The sequence below is a fragment of the Flavihumibacter sp. genome, assembly GCF_036676075.1.
Classification (GTDB): Bacteria; Bacteroidota; Bacteroidia; order Chitinophagales; family Chitinophagaceae; genus Flavihumibacter.
In genome coordinates this window covers 1,080,305-1,100,088 of sequence record NZ_JAKFDQ010000007.1, presented here as the reverse complement: position 1 = coordinate 1,100,088, position 19,784 = coordinate 1,080,305, and the positions used below count along the sequence as shown (strand labels likewise).

Annotated in this window: 17 protein-coding genes; 15 read left to right on the top strand and 2 right to left on the bottom strand. The window is 37.9% G+C overall.

Annotated features, from left to right (window positions below):
* The 3 genes from V6M43_RS07530 (at position 1) to V6M43_RS07520 (ending at position 1,743) form a co-directional block, all read left to right on the top strand.
* Positions 1-759, top strand: a complete 759-nt coding sequence (locus tag V6M43_RS07530) for a nucleotidyl transferase AbiEii/AbiGii toxin family protein (RefSeq protein ID WP_332733865.1) — start codon at positions 1-3, stop codon at positions 757-759.
* A 77-nt stretch (positions 760-836) separates the two neighbouring features.
* Complete coding sequence (locus tag V6M43_RS07525; protein WP_332733864.1) at positions 837-1,361, top strand: CHRD domain-containing protein; 525 nt, start codon at positions 837-839, stop codon at positions 1,359-1,361.
* Between the two features lie 97 nt (positions 1,362-1,458).
* Positions 1,459-1,743, top strand: a complete 285-nt coding sequence (locus tag V6M43_RS07520; RefSeq protein ID WP_332733863.1) for a hypothetical protein — start codon at positions 1,459-1,461, stop codon at positions 1,741-1,743.
* Here V6M43_RS07520 and V6M43_RS07515 read toward each other — a convergent pair.
* Entirely contained in the window at positions 1,733-2,080 is a 348-nt protein-coding gene (locus V6M43_RS07515) for a DUF3024 domain-containing protein (protein ID WP_332733861.1), read from the bottom strand. The two genes, V6M43_RS07520 and V6M43_RS07515, sit on opposite strands and share 11 nt — an antisense overlap.
* A 95-nt stretch (positions 2,081-2,175) precedes the next feature.
* Here V6M43_RS07515 and V6M43_RS07510 point away from each other — a divergent pair, with 95 nt between their 5' ends.
* The 11 genes from V6M43_RS07510 (at position 2,176) to V6M43_RS07460 (ending at position 16,913) form a co-directional block, all read left to right on the top strand.
* Positions 2,176-2,595 carry a hypothetical protein gene (locus V6M43_RS07510; RefSeq protein ID WP_332733859.1) on the top strand — a complete coding sequence of 140 codons (420 nt, stop codon included), beginning with the start codon at positions 2,176-2,178 and terminating at the stop codon, positions 2,593-2,595.
* A 127-nt stretch (positions 2,596-2,722) separates the two neighbouring features.
* Positions 2,723-3,367, top strand: a complete 645-nt coding sequence (locus V6M43_RS07505) for a vWA domain-containing protein (protein WP_332733858.1) — start codon at positions 2,723-2,725, stop codon at positions 3,365-3,367.
* Positions 3,368-3,440: 73 nt separating this feature from the next.
* Positions 3,441-4,442, top strand: a complete 1,002-nt coding sequence (locus tag V6M43_RS07500) for a helix-turn-helix transcriptional regulator (protein WP_332733857.1) — start codon at positions 3,441-3,443, stop codon at positions 4,440-4,442.
* A 14-nt stretch (positions 4,443-4,456) separates the two neighbouring features.
* Positions 4,457-4,975: a thermonuclease family protein gene (locus V6M43_RS07495; protein ID WP_332733856.1), complete on the top strand. Its 519-nt coding sequence runs from the start codon at positions 4,457-4,459 to the stop codon at positions 4,973-4,975.
* Positions 4,976-5,577: 602 nt separating this feature from the next.
* Positions 5,578-8,493, top strand: a complete 2,916-nt coding sequence (locus V6M43_RS07490; RefSeq protein WP_332733854.1) for a restriction endonuclease — start codon at positions 5,578-5,580, stop codon at positions 8,491-8,493.
* Between the two features lie 4 nt (positions 8,494-8,497).
* On the top strand, positions 8,498-10,462 hold the full coding sequence (locus tag V6M43_RS07485; RefSeq protein WP_332733852.1) for a site-specific DNA-methyltransferase: 1,965 nt from the start codon (positions 8,498-8,500) through the stop codon (positions 10,460-10,462).
* A gap of 206 nt (positions 10,463-10,668) precedes the next feature.
* Positions 10,669-10,863: a hypothetical protein gene (locus V6M43_RS07480; protein WP_332733850.1), complete on the top strand. Its 195-nt coding sequence runs from the start codon at positions 10,669-10,671 to the stop codon at positions 10,861-10,863.
* 43 nt (positions 10,864-10,906) lie between these two features.
* On the top strand, positions 10,907-11,659 hold the full coding sequence (locus V6M43_RS07475) for a hypothetical protein (RefSeq protein WP_332733848.1): 753 nt from the start codon (positions 10,907-10,909) through the stop codon (positions 11,657-11,659).
* Positions 11,660-11,814: 155 nt separating this feature from the next.
* Positions 11,815-12,123 (top strand): hypothetical protein, encoded by a 309-nt coding sequence (locus V6M43_RS07470; RefSeq protein WP_332733846.1) that lies wholly within the window; start codon positions 11,815-11,817, stop codon positions 12,121-12,123.
* 705 nt (positions 12,124-12,828) lie between these two features.
* Positions 12,829-15,024 (top strand): ATP-dependent endonuclease, encoded by a 2,196-nt coding sequence (locus tag V6M43_RS07465; RefSeq protein ID WP_332733844.1) that lies wholly within the window; start codon positions 12,829-12,831, stop codon positions 15,022-15,024.
* A complete protein-coding gene (locus V6M43_RS07460; protein WP_332733842.1) occupies positions 15,021-16,913 on the top strand; it encodes a UvrD-helicase domain-containing protein in 1,893 nt (630 codons plus the stop codon). Before V6M43_RS07465 ends, V6M43_RS07460 begins: the two co-directional genes overlap by 4 nt.
* Before the next feature lie 736 nt (positions 16,914-17,649).
* Here the strand turns inward: V6M43_RS07460 and V6M43_RS07455 are convergent.
* Positions 17,650-18,234: a hypothetical protein gene (locus V6M43_RS07455; RefSeq protein ID WP_332733840.1), complete on the bottom strand. Its 585-nt coding sequence runs from the start codon at positions 18,232-18,234 to the stop codon at positions 17,650-17,652.
* A 253-nt stretch (positions 18,235-18,487) separates the two neighbouring features.
* On the opposite strand from V6M43_RS07455, the gene V6M43_RS07450 reads away from it, so the two are divergent.
* Positions 18,488-19,780: a hypothetical protein gene (locus V6M43_RS07450; RefSeq protein WP_332733839.1), complete on the top strand. Its 1,293-nt coding sequence runs from the start codon at positions 18,488-18,490 to the stop codon at positions 19,778-19,780.
* Positions 19,781-19,784: the final 4 nt, after the last annotated feature.

Below are 19,784 nucleotides of genomic sequence, written 5' to 3'. Positions count from 1 at the left end.
ATGAATATCATAAGTCCCGCATTCGCGGAGCTGCTGAAAGCTATGGAACCAATATTCCAGGCCTTCGGGCACGACCATTTCCTGGTGGGTGCAGTTGCCCGTGATATTCATTTATCCCGAAATTCAAGAATGGCCTCTGGCCGCCAGACCGTTGATGTTGATATTGCAGTTCTACTGCAGAACGCAGAGCAGTTTGATGCTATCAAACAAGCATTGGTAGCAACGGGAAATTTCACCGCTGTGCCAAATTTCCCATTTCGTCTAATCTATAATGGTAAAATAGAATTAGACATACTGCCCTTCGGAGAAATTGAAAGTGATAACAGGCAATTAAAACTAAATCCCGACATCGTGTTGAATATGACGGGCTTTATGGAAATCCATCCTTTTGTAAGCATGCATCAAATTGCAGATGACCTTACCATGAATGTTTGTCCACTTGAGGGATTGATCATTTTGAAACTACTATCAAGTTCCGACAATCCCGACCGAACAAAGGATGTAGCTGATATAGAGCATATCATCAACATTTATTTTGAATGGAATAACGATGAGATTTATAATGATCATTTTGATGTGATGGATCTCTATGAAACCCGCATAAGTTTTTATCTGGAGTTGGTATCAGCGCATATATTAGGTCGTAAAATGAAGAACATACTTAGATCAGATCCTTCTACCGCAAACAAAATAGCTGACATTCTTGCGAAGCGTCCCTTGGCAACATGGCAGGCAATGCTGGCGGGATTGAATGAGTAAAAAAATAGTAATATATTTATTTAGCAGGTTATCGGTACCCTTCCCCCCATACATTTTTCACCTTTAAAGGCCTTTATATGAAATCTTCATTATTACCGTTGCTTGCTGTTATTGCAATTACAGGATCAGTAGTTTCCTGTACCAAAACAACCACCGATAAGGATTCCCTGATCACCTTATCCGATGCAGAACTCTCGATTAAATCCGGCAAGCTCAAAACGAAATACAAAACCGAAACCCTGCCCATGAGTGGATCGCAAGAAGTTCTGCCTAATCCCTCACCTGCTACAGGGGAGTTTACCGTGGTCTATAATACCAAAACCAAAGTCCTTGAATTGGATATGACCTGGCAAGGCCTCCTTGCCGACGCAACAGCCAGCCATATCCATGGTGCAGCCACACCCGGGGGTAATGCCGGGGTAGTAATACCATTGTTCAGCGCTGCTCCAGGCACACCTTCCAGCTCTTTTAGTGCCGATCTAATTACCACCAATTTTGCCAACTTCGTAGAAGCCGATTTATTGAATGGATTGTATTACATCAATATTCACACGCCTTCGTATCCTGGAGGCGAAATAAGAGGGCAGATTGTGTTTGAGTAATAAGAAACGATTTTGTGCTGCATATTTTTCAAATCATATAGAAAGGGTTGAAAAACCCTTTCTTTTTTAAATAGATAAAATTAATAAAGTAGAACAAGTGAAAAAGCAATTGCGCGCTGCTATCAATACCCGTGATTTATCCATATTGGAGGATAATAAGTATGGATTAATGCACATCAAGAAAATTGCGGAGCAAGCTGGAATAGGCGCAGTAACAGAAGCCCGAGTAGCAGGATTGGAACGCGTTTATTCAAAAGGAGGAAATTTAGTGCGTATCAATAAGAGTGGTCAGGAAACTATTATCGAAAGTAAAATTCCCGGGAAACCTCTTTACGTAAAGTATAAACCTGATACAAAGCTTTTTCCGATCCCTACCCCCTAAAACAACCATATTCATCTTTCTGCACCACCTCCAGAAATTTCTTTAATGTCTTTACTTTCGGTTTTGGGTCGTAGGGATACCACTTCAGGTTGCTCCGCATCCAGAATACTTTCCAGCAATCTTCTTTCTTGACGTAAGTAGCCTTTGCATTGGGTGATTCTATTTTTTTGCTCGGATCTCTAAAAGCTGGCCGGATCTCGTATATAATCACACTCTGTTTGTCAATAGCATAATTTATATCCAGCTTGTCCCGAATATCAGCCGGTGGACGGATACTCTCTATATAATTTTCCATCAGCTCGATAATGTCAACAGTATTCTCCAGGTTGAGTGCCATATAAGCAAAATTAATACTGGAAAAGATTCTTCCCCATTGCAAATAGGTTGCACTGCAACGTCCTAAGTTTACCTCCAACCCCAAAACCCAGTACTATGCCTGAGCAAACCCATATCGCCCAAACCCAGCTTGATCAATTCCTGGAAGCCTTCCGTAAGCTCGATCTCCTGATGATCGACCTCCTCCTCGACGAAAACATTTGCTACCAGGAAATGCCCAAAGCCGTCTTCCTGAAAAAGCTGGGCCTCGCCTTCGCCATATTCCGCGAATGCGGCAACAGCCAGCTACTCGCTTTCCCTTCCCGCTGTACCGGTACCTGCGGCTCGGGGGAGGACATGCTGAATTTTTTCTTCGTGGGCGACAGCAGCCCGCATTATATGACCCTCATTATCCAGGTAAAGGAGGGAAGGGTGGCCGACCTCTTTGAATGCAACGGCATGGCCGCCAATGCCATCATACCCCAATGTAATATTCGCGTATACATAGATGATCGCTTTAAGGACTTCCCGTTTTAATTCCGGCCTGTGCTCCCTACTCTAAACCACATCAGAACCATTAACCATTACCTTATTCCTTTTACTCAACCTGTTTCACCCTAAATCTTAACTCTTCCTTCTTACCTCACTTTAAATCCCCCACAACATGACCAAAGTATACAACTTGATCATCCTCGACGAATCCGGCTCCATGGCATCCATGAAGCTGGGAACCATTTCCGCTTTCAATGAACTGATCCAAAGCATCCGCGCCTCGCTGAAGAAGAATACGGAACTGGAGCAGTGGCTGCTCTTCTACACCTTCAACAGCAGCGGCATCAAAGAAAGGATCCCCCTCCAGGTAGTGGATCACCCCCTCGAGCTCGATGAGGATTCTTATCAGCCCGACAATATGACCCCGCTCTTCGATGCCATCGGCCATGCCTGTAATAAGTTGCGCTATGCCATCGAAAAGGAATCGGAGCCCAAAGTGCTGGTGACCATCCTGACCGACGGCGCCGAAAACGATTCCAAAGAATTCACGATGACTACCATCGCCAATATGACCACCCAACTGGAGCGGCAAGGCTGGACCTTCACCTATATGGGTGCCAACCAGGACTCTTTCAAAGTGGCCCATAGCCTCAACATTAAGAATGCCTCCAACTGGTCATTTAATGAGGAGGGATTGAAAAATATGATGCTGAAAGAGAACCATGCACGCATGCGCTACTACGACAGGGCGGTACAAAAACAAGAAAACAAGGTAGAACCAAACTATTTCGATGATGACAAAAAAGAAACAGATTAAAATCTAACGGAGGGCTATGTACGAAGCATTTCAATTTGTACATTGGCATTCCTGAAACCTTAACCACTCGCTGATGCCCCTAAACAAAGCATTCCAGCGGCGCATAGAGGTATTGGATGCCTGTTTCCGTCGCAGGCAGCGAATCTGGACCATCGATACCCTGCTGCAGGAAGTGAATGAGAAGTTGGAAGGAATGGGTAGCTCGAAGATATCCCGTCGTTCGCTGTATGATGACCTGAAAGAGCTGACCCTTGCTTACGATGCGCCCGTAGAAAAATACCCGAACGGAAAGCAGACCTGTTTCCGTTATAGCAATCCCGATTTTTCTATCCGTAACCTCCCCCTCAAACAAGAGGAAGTAGGGTACCTGCGCGATGCCCTCGATATCCTCCGCCAGGTGCAGGGCTTTCAGCTTACCAAAGAGTTGGAGACAGTTATCGCCAAGCTGGAGAATACGATTGCCACCAGTGTGGAAAAGCGACACCAGATAATACAGTTCGAGGTAGAAACCCTTGCCACCGGCAGCCAGTGGCTCGATGATCTCTTCAATGCCATCAAAGGTAAAACGGTGCTTGGCTTACGATATAAGCCATTCAATCGGGAAGATGCAACCGATTATGAATACCATCCCTATCTTTTGAAGGAATACCGCAACAGATGGTTCGTGATTGGCCGTAAGGAAGGAAGGAACAGTCCCACCATTCTGGCGCTGGATCGTATAATGAAGCTGAAGCCCATCCAGAAATTATTTGAACCCAACGACCTGTTTGATCCTGAAACCTATTTCAATAATGTAGTTGGAGTAACCCTGATGAAAGATGCGGTGATGGAGCAGGTGCGCATGCAAGTACAGCCCGACCTCGCACCCTATGTGCTTACCAAGCCTATCCATAGCAGCCAGCGATTAATAAAAACAAGTACCAAAGGAGTAATTATCCTGGAAGTAACGGTTGTGAATAATTATGAGCTTCGTTCATTGCTGCTTGGTCTTGGTCCCCGACTGAAAGTATTAAAACCAAAAGAATTGCGCGAACAAATGAAAGCCATGTACGAGGAGGGACTGGCGGCATATTAATCACTAAATCAAACATGAGAAATTTCACCTACATATTTCTGTTCGCCCTGCTAAACCTTGGTTGGAACAATAAAGAGAACACCATCCAGTCGGCAACTTTAACCGGTAAAGTGATCGGCATTAAGGACGGAGATACTATCGAAATCCTCTACAACGGCAAGCCACTAAAAATCAGGTTGGCGCATATCGATTGTCCGGAGATAAAGGGAAGCCAGCCTTTTGGCCGCGCCGCAAAAGAGTATGTATCAGACCAATGTTTCGGCCACCTGGTTAACATCCAGCATAACAATGAATACGACCGCAACAAACGACTCATAGGTGAAGTGATCAATCAGAAAGGGATAAATGTCAATAAGGCATTGGTGAGTGTTGGCCTCGCCTGGCATTATAAGAAATATTCTACCGACAATGATTATGCAAAGTTGGAAATGTCTGCCCGTATGCAGGGGATCGGGGTATGGAGTGAATCAGCGCCAGTAGCGCCCTGGGAGTGGAGAAAACCGGTGGGGAAAAGGCTAGGGGAAAGAAAATAAGAGGAATGAGTTAAGACAGCGTGTAGGCCTATCAAGTCATCGATAGAATTTTGTATAATAATGCGCCTGGACAAGCGATTTGTTTTTTTGCCACTTTACTTAGCTGTGGATAAGGCAAAAATATAAAAATTGTCAAATGCTGATTTACATCACTTGACCATGGGAGTGAGGAGGCGAAGCTGTGGAACATCAAGAACAAATCCTAGAATTGTACAATCTTAAAAAGGCAATGTGCAAATCAGGGGCTTTAGCTGAATGGACGCAATCGCTTATCAAATTTATTGAACCACAATACTTACCCGTTTGACAAACCCTGAAAATTTGCCGAGGCTGCCCCACCCAATTTTTAGCACATGGCAAGGCGCACAAAGCCCAGACACAAAAGCTAACCTTGCCAAGAGCTAAAAATGCCAACGCACAGCCTATCCCACCCAAGCTGACTGAATTCCTTTCAGCTTCAACTAAATACATCAGCAAATAACTATATTGGGCACCAAAATTCAACCACCAACCGGCAACTGGACAGGTGGATTGTCAATTAACAACAAATTGAACAACAGCATTATAGCACAACTTTGCCAATCAGAAAATTGAACAACTAAATGACGACAGAAACAAAACAGTTTCAATATGAAATACAAAACTATCAGGAGGACTGTGTTACAAACATTACTAGTCTTTTTGAAAGCCTTCGCCAAAAGGTGAATTTTGGTGAGGTGATGACAGCACACCACAAAAAGAACAAATACAATTTTCCTGTTCAAGCCACTAAAAACATTGACATAATGATGGAAACGGGAACGGGTAAAACGTTCACGTTCATCAAAACCATTTTTGAATTAGGTAAGCGTTTCGGCTATAAAAAATTTATCGTTCTTATTCCGACCGTTCCAATCAGAGAAGGAACAAAAACAAACTTAGAGGACACCAAAAACTACTTTAAAAGCTTTTACGCCAACGAGAAAGAAAAGGAAATTGAAACCTTTGTTTACGAAGGTGGAAACATTTCAGCCGTTAGACAATTTATCGGCACTTCGCATTTATCGGTTTTGGTAATGACACCAAGCTCATTCAGCCACAAAGACAATATTCTAAACCGACCATTAGAAAAAGACATTAACACACCTGAACTATTCGTAAACAATCAGGAACCGCCAAAATCATATTTGGAATGTTTGAAACGCTTAAATCCGATTGTGATAATGGACGAGCCTCACCGCTTTGAGGGCAACGCTTTTAAAACATATTTTGAAGGTTTTGAAAATTACTTTTTGCGTTTTGGTGCTACATTCCCTAAAAAGAAAGACAGTTTGCCTTTATCCAATGTAGCGTATGTATTAGACAGCATTTCCGCGTTCCGGCAAAGTTTGGTAAAGAAAATTGTGGTTTACACGCAAGACGTAATTGAAAATACAGATACACTCATTGGAGTTGAAAAAGTTGGAACAGTTAATAAAGCCCTTGTAAGCACACTAACCAACGGAATTATTGCAAGACGGGAATTAGGAGTTGGAGCAGTTTTCAACGGGAAAAGCATTAAGAAAATAAACAAAGACACTATTGTTTTAGCGGACGACACGATTGAAAAGGTTGATTATTCTTTGTCTGACGAATCATTGCGGGCAATGATTAAGGAGACAATCAAAATTCATTTTGAAAAAGAAAAGGGATTGTTTGTGCAAGGCATAAAGGCATTGACCTTGTTTTTTATGGAGGGTGACACCAGTTTGTTTCGTGGCGACAATCCCAAAATCAAGAACTTTTTTGAAGAAGAATACAAAAAGCAATACAGTGAAATTTTAGGCAAACTTGACCAAACAAGCGACTATTACAAATTCTTGCAGAATGATTTTGACAGCGGCAATACTTTGCAAGTTCACAAAGGGTATTTTTCAGGCGACAAAGGAAACGCTGATGAAAAAGTTAAAGCGGGAGTTGACGAAATTTTGAAAGACAAAAAGAAATTATTATCGTTTGAAAGTCCTACTCGTTTCATTTTCTCTATTTGGGCATTACAGGAAGGTTGGGACAACCCAAATGTTTTCACAATCTGCAAACTTTCTAATCAAGGAAGCGAAATATCAAAATTGCAACAGATTGGAAGAGGTTTACGCATTTGCGTAAATCAAAATTTACAGCGTAACACACTTAAAAATCTGAATGACGACCAAGAAGCATTTTGGAAAATCAACAACCTTGATGTAGTTGTATCAAGCAAAGAACACGGTTTTGTGGAGGCAATTCAAAATGAGATTTTAAGTAACTCATTCCTGATTTCTGAAACATTTACAGAGCAACAACTGATTAAAACGCTTAAAGAAAAATCGGGCTTTGATGATGATACGGTAGTTACTTTGGTGGATGATATTTTGAAAGACAAAAAAATGATTCTCCGCAAGGCAATTGTGGACGGTCAGAAGATTTATGCGAAATCGCCTGAGTTCTCTACAATTCTCAATGAGCAAAACTTGCCCGAAGAACAAGTAAAAGCAATTGAAAGCTTGTTTGCAACCGATACAAACACTTATGTTCAGAAAGCCGAGAAGAAAAAAGAGAAAAAGAAAGTTTTCATAAAGGCAACTCACTTGCAAGAGTTTCAAAACCTTTGGAACGCTATCAATAAAAATGCTTTCTATGTTTTAGAAACATTGACAGAAAAACAAGAAAACCAACTGATACAAAACATTAAAGCTCAAATTGAAGCAGTAAACATCGAAGAAATTCTATTGCAGACTATTCGTGCTGACCTAAACGTAAACAAGATTGGAGAACAAGGAGCAATTACAGAAAAGCTAACCGATACCGTTTCATACAAAAGCAAAGTTGATTATTTGGAATTGGTTCGCACTTTGTCCAACAACACCAAAACGCCTATTTCTTTTGTTGTGAAAGTTTTCAATGCTTTGAGTGATGATTTCAAGACGAAAATGCTCTGCAACAATCCTGAACAAGCACAAAGAGAAATTTCCGAAATAATCAACAAGAACTTAATTGCAATGCTCAAAGCAAATATTAAGTATGATGGAATTAATGGAACCGGTTTACCAAATGTATTTAAGACCGATAAAGGAAAAACATATTTAGACACAGGAAGCGTTGGTAAATTTCAAAAAGAAATTGCAGGCGCTTTCAATTTGAAAACCAAATGGGTATTTGAAGAGGTTATTGAATATGACAGTGATTTTGAATTGGAAATTGTGGAGCAAGACCCCGACATTGATAACATTGAAATTTTCGGCAAACTTCCACGCCTGAAAATCAAAACTCCTTTGGGAGATTACAACCCCGATTTTTGCTATGCTATTAAAAGCACCGGGGTCAACAAAATATTCCTTGTAGTGGAAGCCAAAGGCTATAAATCGTCAACAGCAATTCCCGTAGATGAAAAAGGCAAGATTGACTTTGCCAAAAAATATTTTGAGGCATTAGGCGAACACTACAAAGACCAAAACATTAAAATTTCATTTAAAGAACGTATCAATAAAACGCAATTAGCGGCATTGATAAACAACGCATAAGACAATGGCAGAACAGGATTTTACAAAAGCAGGTTTTTCAGTAGTTGGAACAGAAAACAACGAAAACAAATTGTTGAGTTTTCTGAAAGAGAACTACCCCAACGTAATACGTGACACCGAAATAAACATAGAAGAACTAAAAGCCGTTTTGGGCTTGCCTATTGACGAAAAGGTAAACGGATACGGATTGAACTTTGTAGGCAGAAACTTTGCAAGAGCTAAATATGCTCAAAAAACCGAAAAGGAATTACGCCTCAATAACGCCTTGAGTAAGGATATTGATATAACCCAAAATTTGGTTTTGAAAGGCAACAACTTAGATAGTTTGAAAATTCTTAAAAACTATTATAGCGGTCAAATCAAATGTATCTACATAGACCCTCCCTACAATACTGAAAAGGACGAGTTTGTTTACCCGGATAAATTCGACAAAGAAGAAACAGAAGTTTTGGGCTTGGCTAACTTGAGTGAAAACGATTTTGAAAGAATGGATTTTAGTTTCAGAACCAAAAAGAGCCACAACGGCTGGTTGGCATTTATGTATCCTCGTTTATTATTAGCAAGAGATTTATTGACCAAAGACGGAGCTATTTTTATAAGTATTGATGACAATGAACAAGCAAATATTAAACTACTCTGTGATGATGTTTTTGGGGAAGAAAATTTAATCGCTCAAATAGTAGTTCAATCTAACAAAAGAGGACAAACATATAAGCAATTAGCGAAGACGCACGAATATTTACTGGTTTATGTCAAATCTGAAAAATCCGTATTAAATGAACTTGTAAAAGAATTATCTGGTGGAATAAAAACTGATGATATTGGTGATTTTACAGAAAGGGAACTAAGAAATAGAAATCCTAAGTACGGTAGATTTAATCGTCCTAATTTATACTATCCTATCTATGTGAACCCTAACCATATTGATAGAAATGGATACTCTCCACTATCTCTTGAAAAATCTGCTGACTTTAGTATTGAAGTATTTCCTTTGAACAGTGAAAAACAAGAAAGTTGTTGGCGTTGGGGTACAAAGAAATTAATAAACAACCTAGGCGAAACAACCTTGCTTAGTAATATAGTTGCACGAGCAAAGTCTACAGGTGAATACGGAGTTTATGAGAAATATAGGAAAGACACATTTAAGGCGAAAACAATATGGTTTGATGAGTTAGAAATGTTAAATGAAGACGAGGAGGAAGAAGATGGAATTTGGGATGAGACAGGAGTAATAACAGAGCAAGGTTCTACTGAACTCAGAAAGTTTGGTATGGGTGATGCATTCGACTTCCCAAAACCAACATTTCTTTTGAAGAAAATATTGAATATTGGGTCAAATTTAGATTCAATTTGTTTAGATTTTTTTGCTGGCAGTGGAACTACGGGGCAAGCAGTAATGGAATTAAACAAAAATGGAGGAAAGCGTAAGTTTATCTTATGCCAAATTGACGAGCCAATTAAAGAAGATAAACCCGCTTACAAGTTTTGTATTGATAATAATTTACCACCAGTTATTTCCAGTATTACCATAGAACGCCTTAAACGAGCAGGAGAAAAAATCAAGAAGGACATTGAAGAAGAAAATGACCAAAGCGGACTGTTTGAAGAAGATAAAAAACAAGTTCCCGATATTGGCTACAAGGTTTTTGATAGAGTTGAAGCACCAAAATTGAAAGTGGACGATAAAGGACAAATTTCAATAACGGAAAATGAAACGGATGCTTTAAGTCGCATTTACAACATGATTTTCACCGTTGGTTTGGACGAGCCCACACAAGTTCCCGAAGAAGTAGTAAAAGATTGCATTTACAAAATTGGCAACCATTACTACATAACCAATAGTGAGAAAATAACAAGTGACGATTATTCAAACGCCATTAAAAACGGGAAAGTATTTATTGATGGTTGGACAGCCAGCCTAAACGGAACTTTGCAGAACTATAAAGAAGATGTGAAGATTGTGTTTTAATCCAACCCACCAAGTCAGGTACATTTACAAGGCACACAAAACCAGCGCACAAAAGCCAACCTTGCAAAAGAGCCTACCTTGTTCCCACGCTTCCAGGACACACAACTTCGGCGGACACAGAAGTTCATTTTAAAACACCAAGACGAAGGGCGAACGTACAACATGGGTATTGCCAAAAGCGGGGCTGGACATTGTTAGTTTCGGCTATGTGTAGGCATCAACAGCAGTTCGGGGGCGACGGAATTCTACTTGGCATTAGTTCTTTTCATCATCATTTTTATCTTTATTCAGCAGCGGTTCGGGGCTGGAAGTTCAATGAATATCCCGCCTTTGGCAATACCTGTTCTGTTGTGCGCAAACAAGGTTATACAATAGACAATTCAAACATGAGCCATAACTAACTGTTTTGAATTTTTTTTATTTGTAGAACTTAATATTTGCAAAATGTCTACTGACTCTCAGGACCCGGTGAGTTATACCATTGATTCAAAAGAGCTATTTAGACTTCTTACGGGGAAAGGCGTTTCTACCTTTCACCATGCCAACACTGCGAAAACTGCCCTGACTTTCATTTCAGAAGGTGCCCTGTTATCCAGGGCCTATGTTGAAAACAATGGATTGTTTCAGACAGAACAATATACTGATGAGAAAGACAAGAAGCTTGATATCTGGGATGCCGTATTTGTAGATGGCTTGGATCTTCATGAGAAATTCTCAAGACGAAATAAGTATGGCCCTGTTTTATTTCACATGGATTTAAAAATGCTTCTTAGCGAAGATTTTCCTTTTGTACGCGTCACAAAAAATAATCCTGCTAACTGGTCTTTAATAGAAACAAATTTCTATTCATCCATAGAAGATATTGATAAAGACTATTTGACCGGGAATGATTATAGAGATGGGGGAATAATGTTTCTATTTGATAAGCCTGAAAAAAAACTGGCATTGAATACTTACTGTACAAAAATCATAGTTGATGATCCAAGAATAACACTGGTATGTAAAGATCAAAGTCAAAGGCCCATATCTGAATTAGTAAAGGCTACAATGGAAAATACTTTGAAAGAAAATGGATTACATAATATTCCTGTGCAAATTAGGCACCCAGACTTATCTCATTGCAGTTGCTATCTTCATTATAAGATGATGTATAATAACAACAAAGAAGCATTCGATAAGCTTTTCAGTAAAAAATAGCCGTTATATGATCCTCAGTTCAGGCTTAAAGCATACGCTGGAAAAAGAAACAAGGGAAATTGCAGATGTTTTGTTTCTGGCTCAAGAATCATTTGATTTTATTAAGTGCCTACTTAAGAGATAAAGACGACGAGGATAGAGCATATATAAAGGGCATGAGTTCCTTTTTCCAATTCTCGCTTCGTCTGTGCTGGCGTGTTACCGTAATCGAACTTTGGAAATTGTTTTCCACAAGCATTGGTGATAAGTTTAGATTAAACATATTTCTGAATAAATTAAAACCGGGCGGTGTATATGAGCATGCAGTAATTTCCTTTAATAGGATAAAAGCCTGGGAAGAAGTAATTGCAGGAGAAAAAGACAATATTGAGAATCTTAGGATCCAGAGAAATAATGTAAATGCCCATAAAGATCTTGACCACGATACGGTTACAAATACTGTTAGCCTTAAAAAGACAGAATAATTAATTAAGCTTGCCCAAGATATTAATCATGAAATTCATCTATTAGTGTTTAAAAGGGGATATATTTTTTACGCCATTAATTCGCCGGTTCAAAACCTTGAATATCTTCTTAAATGTTTGGGAAGAGACAAAAATGAACGAAGACGAAATCAGAAAGAACTTGTGTAAGTAAAATGATGACAACAAGAAGTACAAAGTTTCAAATATTACTCCCTCAACATGCTCCATTGCTCTGGTTCCCGAAAACTCCGTTGAAGAGTCAGTTATACAAAAGCCGGAAGAGCAGGATACTTTTCTTTTCTATTATCAGCAGGCATTAAAAAAAACATATACATCCTGACGCTACCTGTGTAAATATAATTGATGATACAAACTACCCTAAATCGGTTGTAGTTAAATATCAAAGGGCAAAAGGTATAGGAGGGTATTAATGTCTCATTCGATTCTCGGCTTGTGATAACAAATTAAACTTTCAACAAATATTTTTCCAATTTTCCTTAATGTAGACAGCTTACTTTGTCAGTTCGCCAAATGCGAACAACATCAGCTTTCTAAAACCAAGGCTGAGGAACAAGAGTTAAACTAAATATCATTAATGAACAACAGAACAGCTGTGAGGCTACAGGAACAATGAATACCTTGACTTCAGAAAGCTGTTCTCCGGAATGGGAAATGCTACCAAAAACTATTCGCTAAAAATATACCATGAAAATTGACTTCATAAGAATAAAAAATTTCAGAAAACTTAAAAATTGTAAAATTGAATTTTCTGATAAAGAAACAATATTTGTAGGTGCAAATAATAGTGGAAAAACTACTGCTATGGACGCACTCATAACTTTCTTGGAAAGAAAACACTTTAAAACGCAGGATTTTACAATTACTAATTGGACTGAATTAAAAGTAATTGCTGAAAAGTGGATTGCTAAAACAACATTAGAAGATGAAGATAAGAACATTAAATTATTAGAACCTTACTTACCTTCCTTAGACTTATGGTTTAAAGTTGATATTTCAGAATTAAGATACGTAAGTCACATAATTCCGACACTTGATTGGAATGGTGGCTTGATAGGCTTAAGACTTATTTTACAGCCAAAAAACATTGAATCATTAATAGAAGAATATATACTTGCAAGAAAAAAAGTAATAGACTTAAATAATAAATCAGGTAAGACCTTGGAACTTTGGCCCACAAATTTTTGGCAGTTTTGTGATAAAAAATTAAATGCATTATTTGAAGTAAAATCATATCAATTGGACCCTGATAAATATGAAGTAGATCAAATACTTTCAGACCAAAACATCGAACTCGAAGGAAATCCTTTAAATGGGTTAATAAAAATTAGTACAATAAATGCACAACGTGGATTTAGTGATGCTAACTCTGACAATCCAGAATCCAATAACACCAAATCATTGTCTTTCCAACTTAGATCTTACTATGATAGTCATTTAAACCCATCGATTGATCCTAGTGAACAGGATTTGGAAGCAATTGAAAAGTTAAGCGATGCGCAATTTACTTTTGATAAAAACTTGATTTCATGTTTTGAAGCACCTCTTAAAGAGCTAAGTGATTTAAATTATCCTGGTTTTGGAAATCCTCAAATAACATTATCTTCCCTTATCAAAGCTACAGATGGACTAGATCATGAATCGGCTGTTAGATACAATTTAGCTGAAGGCCTTACATTGCCAGAAAAATACAATGGATTAGGTTATCAAAATTTAATTTCTATTGCTTTTAAACTAATTGGATATCGTGACGAATGGATGATGAAAGGTAAAAATAAATTAGAAAAGGATAAAGTTATTGAACCAATACACTTAGTATTGATAGAAGAACCCGAAGCTCATTTACACGCACAAGTACAGCAAGTATTTATAAAAAAAGCTTATGATATTTTAAGAGCACATGAGAATTTAGGAACCAAACCAGAGTTTACCACTCAGCTAGTAATCAGTACACACTCTAGTTATATTGCTCATCAAAAATTTGAAAGTTTAAGATACTTTAAAAGAAATAATATTACAACTACTACACCTACATCTGAAGTATTGAGCATAAAATCAATATTCGATTCTACTCTACCGCAAGAAAATGAAACTGAAAAATTTGTAATTAGATATTTAAATACAACGCATAATGATTTATTCTTTGCAGATGCGGCAATTCTAGTTGAAGGACCAGCGGAAAGAATTCTAATACCTCATTTTATAAGAAATCATCATGAAGTTCTTGATAGTTGCTACATAACAATTTTAGAAATTGGAGGAAGCCACGCTCATAGGTTAAAGCCACTTATCGAAAAGCTAGGTTTAGCTACATTAATAATTACCGATTTAGATTCCCAAGAAAAACTTACTGACAATTCAACAAAACCGCCAAAAGTAAAATATAGGAAAAGTCAACCAAAACTAGGAACAGATCAAATTAGTAATAATTCTACGTTAAAATATTGGAATCCAAAAATTACAGATATTGATCAATTAGTAAAGCTGAAGTCTGAAGAAAAACTATTGGCAGATTTTCCAGTTAGAGTTGCTTATCAAGCTGAAGTTGATTTATCTGGAACAAAAGTATATCCTTATACATTTGAAGATGCATTAGTCTTAGAAAATATTGGAAAATTTAAAACGATTACAGCAACATCAGGATTGTTGAAAAAAATGGTTCAAGCTGCAACAGAACATGATGTAAGTAATTGTGCCCAAAAAGCTTATGAAGCTATAAATAGCGAGAGTGCAAAAAAAGCTGAATTTGCCCTTGATGTTTTATATTTTGAAGCTCCAGAAGAGTTAAAAGTGCCAACCTATATTAAAGAGGGTTTAGATTGGTTAGAAAATCTTTTAAGACCTATTAAAAATATTATTGAATCCGAAACTCATTCAACATGATAACAGACAATAATGATATTGATGAACAAGTTGATGAAGATATTTTCAATTGTATAAATCCAAATTCACTAAAAAGTTTCTTTCTTTTTGCTGGAGCTGGTTCTGGTAAAACAAGAACATTGGTTAATGTATTAACAAAATTCAAAGAATCTTTTGGGCTGGACTATAAACTACGCAATAGAAAAATTGCAATAATAACTTATACAAATGCGGCGGCAGATGAAATTAAACATAGATTATCTTACGATTCCATTTTTGAAGTAAGTACAATACATAGTTTTTGTTGGGAGTTAATTAAAAATTTTACATTAGATATCAAAAAGTGGGTTGAAATTGACATTAATGAATCTATAAAGGATCTTGAAGACAAGCTTTCAAAAGCTAAGGATCCTAATAATAAAACCGCAATCTCTAACAGAAAAAAAATAGAATCAAAAAATAGAAGATTAGTTGCTTTACCATCAATAAGTAAGTTCGTTTATAATCCTAATGGTGACAATTACACTAAGGCGTCATTAAATCATACTGAAGTCATATCAATTGCGTGTAGTTTTTTAGGCTCAAAAAATTTATTCAAGCAGATTTTAATTGATAAATTTCCAATCGTTTTAATCGATGAAAGTCAAGACACTAAAAAAGAATTAATTGAAGCTTTGTTTAAGGTTCAATCTGATCATAAAGGTTCATTTTTATTAGGATTATTTGGTGATACCATGCAACGTATTTATAGTGATGGTAAAGAAAAACTTGGGGAAGATTTACCTGATGATTGGATGAAACCAGTAAAAAAAATGAATCATCGGTCAAAATCTAGAATTATTGAACTAAACAATAAAATCAGGAAAGATATTGATGGTCAAGAACAGTTGGCTCGGGTTGAAAACTCAGGCGGTGTCCTTAGATTGTTCATTGTCCTTCGAGGAAAAAACAAATTAGATACTGAAATGTCGATAAGGCAAAAGATGTCAATTATAACAGGCGATAATAAATGGATTGACAAATCAATTCCTAAAGATAAAAGAAACATCCCTGTGAAGACCCTCACTCTAGAGCATCATATGGCGGCAATCAGAATGGGTTTTGAAACATTTTTTAATCCTTTATATAAAGTCGATCGATTAAAACAAGGATTGTTAGATGGAACTTTATCTACTGTTAATTTCTTTAGAAAAACAATATTAGCATTATATAATGCAAATAAAGCTGGTAATAAATTCGAAATCTCCAATATCGTAAAGCGAGATTCACCAATATTTGATAAAAGATCTATCATTGAAGGACCTGACAAAATGGCCATTATAAATAATGCTAAAGCTAGTATTGATAGTTTATTAAAACTCTGGGAAGATAATAGTAAACCAAGTTTGAAGGATATAGTTTTTGAGGTTAACAAATCAGGAATATTCATTATCCCGAATGAGTTGAAAATATCTCTAGAAAGGACAAAAAGCTTAGGGAAAGAAGAGGAGGACAACGATGATGATGAAACATTATTAGCTTGGGATATTGCTTTAGATTCTAGTTTTACTGAGATAATTAATTACAACGATTACATATCTGACAGTTCAAATTTTGGAACTCACCAAGGAGTTAAAGGATTAGAGTTCGATAGAGTAATGGTAATAATTGATGATGAAGAGTCTAAAGGTTTTATGTTTAGTTATGACAAACTGTTCGGGGTAAAGGATCTAACAAAAGGTGATAACGAAAATATTGCGGAAGGAAAAGAAACCGGAATAGATCGTACATCACGACTTTTTTATGTGGCATGTAGTAGAGCAAAAAACAGTCTTGCTATTGTCGCCTACACTGATAAACCAGAGCAATTAAAGACTTACGTGTTAGGATTAGGATGGTTTGTTGAAAATGAAATAGAATTAATCAAATAAGCACTTCCCATAAAAGGTATTTGCAAATGCGGGGCTGACAAGCTTAGACTGGACATTTGTAGAAGGTTCAATTTTCATTCTTTGATTGAACTTCAGTTTTAATAATCCCCCTTCGGCAATTGCCAAACCGTTAGCAGAAACCCTATTGGCGACAACCTGCTATTCGTAAGTGGACAGGAAATATAAACAACCCATCGCACATTCTGGCACATTTGCAAGGCACACAATGCTTACACACAGAAGCCAACCTTGCAAAGTTACCAAAAACTTTCACGCACAGGCAAATCCAAGTTGGACGCTAATACATTCAAACAAAAGGCGCCAAAACAATTTTTTGGAAACAAAAGGCGACCACTTAGACCCAGAACAAAAAATCAGACTTGGAAATCTTTGGGCAAGTAAAGTAGGAAACAACTATCATTACTTTATGGTTTACGACAGACAGACAGTAGGTAGATCATATAAATTGGAAGACTTTATAAACATCATAAAAGTGATAGATCCGACACACCAAATTAGGCTCTTTTGCAAGGCACACAAATGCCTACACACAGAAGCCAATAAACCATATGGCAATGGCAATAGTGGCAAATAGAGGGTTTGCAAAAAATACAACTTGCTGCGGCGTGAACATATTCCATCTGTTCGATTATACCCCCCCCAATTATTACCAACGCTTTGGAATTTAGCAGGGGATACAATTGATAATTCGGCCACCATTAAAACCTTTCTGGCGTCATTTCCTAGTTTTCCGTTTCCTTCCTAATTCAAACAGCACCAACTCCAAAGCCCTTAGTTTACTTACTGAGTAGCCAAGCTTCTCCTTTACATTTTTAAATAATTCTAAAGTTTCCTTTTTATCCACTAAACTATGAAGCCATTTATTATATCCTAAATATAGCTTTACAGATTGGATCCCGTAATTGCTTTTGTTTTTAGTATAGATTCGATAGATATGGCTGTCCCAGATGGCATATTGTTGAGGGTTAATAAAATGCAGAAGCTTGGAACTGCCCACAAGAGAGTTGTTAATCGACTTTTTGACCACAGTTAACTCTTCTTCGTTTATTATTTCACTGGTTCTCGCCTTGTTGAGAATTTTAAGCAGAACAACTTTATTCGATATATCAAGATTTAAACTTCTGGGCATCCATCCATATACCATGTGAGCCCCAATGATTATGTGATGTTCGTTAAGCTTGCCCGCATTTTTGAAATATTTAATAAACTCCCGGTACGATTGCCTGTAATTATCGCTGACTGTGGATAAATGTTTGGACCCATTTATAAGTTTTTCTAAAGTCATTGTAGTTGTTGCCATAGGTAATTTTCAGTTTTTTAAAATCGGGAAAATCTCGGAGTGAAACGCCGTAGGGCTCATAATTAAGGTTATTTGTTTTTATTTATTGTTCTATCTCAATTATAATAATCATGAGTGCAATCTATTTGCAATACGTAGGTATATTACTGTAACCCGAAATGCAAATAGGCTGCAGATCAAAATGGTATTTTGTTTTAAACATTTGTAAATTCAAACATGTAGCTACCTTATCCTAACCTATCCGTTATCAAAAATGCTTATCACCTCCACCCTCTACGACCCCGTTTTATCCGATGAAGGCACCCTTGATCCACTTGGCTTAGCCTCCATCGCCGATCGTCTTGGCAACCGACTGGTCCCCGGCGTACGTGAACGTATGCGCCATCCTCGTTTCCTTACCGCCATAGCTGCAGGTGCCCGTATTTGTGAACCCTTCGAAGGTGCTATTTGCGCTGATGGTTATAGCGAGCCATTCCAGGTGTATGAATGGATCATGGTTCAGGCGCTTTATCGAACATATAGAGATGATCCTGCCCAATATCGCGGCATGCCAGGCACGCTTAAAGCCCAGGAGGCATTCAAGAATAAAGATTCGCTCTCCCGTAACCGTTACCTTAAAAATGCATACACCTTTGGCTTTCATGGTGTTTACAGAACCCTGGCAGAAACGCTTGATATTGCTACCGATGGCATATTGGGCGAGAAAGGAGATCGCTTATTGCGTACATGGGAGGAAGAACAGAACATGGACGGTTTCCTTAGCGGCCATAATGGTCCGGGTCGTATCCTGTTAGATAAACTTCAGAAACTTCTGCGTAATAGTATTGATAGCGGCGAAGTAGCTGCGAACTGGAGTTCAAACTTTTGGTCAGAATTGGCTCCACTGTTTGCCCCTTATAAGGCCGGACCAAAAGAAAAGCAACTGATCCGGAACCTGATTGTAGATGACAAGGTTGGCTTTCGGGATGTATTCCTTGATAAAATCCCAGAATATTATAAAACACTGGAACCGGATCAGGATGCAAATGAAAAGAAGTTTCATGATTATCTCATGGTAACCACTGATCCGGAACTTAATGAACTGCTGGAAACTATCCAAACCTACGAGAAGTTCGCCCTTGAAGTTCACAATTGCTTTTACGATATCCTTGCTTTCCTGTCTGATAAAAACAGGCGCGTAACTCTAGCAGAACTGGAGCATAATTGTAAACACATCCCCAATCTTGCTTCCCTTCAATCTTCCATGGCTGCTAGCCGGATATGTCTTGATAAATATGGCCAGGCTTTATTTTTTGAAGAGAATTTTGAACATTTGATATGTATTCAGGGTCAGCAGGATATAATACCGGCCATCTTAAAACACCATCGCTCCATCCAGGAGGCTAAACCGCCTAATGGAAAGATGCCATGGCTGGAGGAATTCCCTAACCAACAATTTATGATCCGGCCCGCCCATAGAACTGGAGAGCGAATTATACCTGTTGACCAATATGTAAATAGTTACAGGCTTTACGCTCTTATTGACTTTCACAATGATCTAACCTGACTCT

Coding starts and splice junctions, on each gene's coding strand:
- V6M43_RS07530 (WP_332733865.1), top strand. CDS start 1: ATGAATATCATAAGTCCCGCATTCGCGGAGCTGCTGAAAGCTATGGAA.
- V6M43_RS07525 (WP_332733864.1), top strand. CDS start 837: ATGAAATCTTCATTATTACCGTTGCTTGCTGTTATTGCAATTACAGGA.
- V6M43_RS07515 (WP_332733861.1), bottom strand. CDS start 2,080: ATGGCACTCAACCTGGAGAATACTGTTGACATTATCGAGCTGATGGAA.
- V6M43_RS07510 (WP_332733859.1), top strand. CDS start 2,176: ATGCCTGAGCAAACCCATATCGCCCAAACCCAGCTTGATCAATTCCTG.
- V6M43_RS07505 (WP_332733858.1), top strand. CDS start 2,723: ATGACCAAAGTATACAACTTGATCATCCTCGACGAATCCGGCTCCATG.
- V6M43_RS07500 (WP_332733857.1), top strand. CDS start 3,441: ATGCCCCTAAACAAAGCATTCCAGCGGCGCATAGAGGTATTGGATGCC.
- V6M43_RS07495 (WP_332733856.1), top strand. CDS start 4,457: ATGAGAAATTTCACCTACATATTTCTGTTCGCCCTGCTAAACCTTGGT.
- V6M43_RS07490 (WP_332733854.1), top strand. CDS start 5,578: ATGACGACAGAAACAAAACAGTTTCAATATGAAATACAAAACTATCAG.
- V6M43_RS07485 (WP_332733852.1), top strand. CDS start 8,498: ATGGCAGAACAGGATTTTACAAAAGCAGGTTTTTCAGTAGTTGGAACA.
- V6M43_RS07480 (WP_332733850.1), top strand. CDS start 10,669: ATGTGTAGGCATCAACAGCAGTTCGGGGGCGACGGAATTCTACTTGGC.
- V6M43_RS07475 (WP_332733848.1), top strand. CDS start 10,907: ATGTCTACTGACTCTCAGGACCCGGTGAGTTATACCATTGATTCAAAA.
- V6M43_RS07470 (WP_332733846.1), top strand. CDS start 11,815: ATGAGTTCCTTTTTCCAATTCTCGCTTCGTCTGTGCTGGCGTGTTACC.
- V6M43_RS07465 (WP_332733844.1), top strand. CDS start 12,829: ATGAAAATTGACTTCATAAGAATAAAAAATTTCAGAAAACTTAAAAAT.
- V6M43_RS07460 (WP_332733842.1), top strand. CDS start 15,021: ATGATAACAGACAATAATGATATTGATGAACAAGTTGATGAAGATATT.
- V6M43_RS07455 (WP_332733840.1), bottom strand. CDS start 18,234: ATGGCAACAACTACAATGACTTTAGAAAAACTTATAAATGGGTCCAAA.
- V6M43_RS07450 (WP_332733839.1), top strand. CDS start 18,488: ATGCTTATCACCTCCACCCTCTACGACCCCGTTTTATCCGATGAAGGC.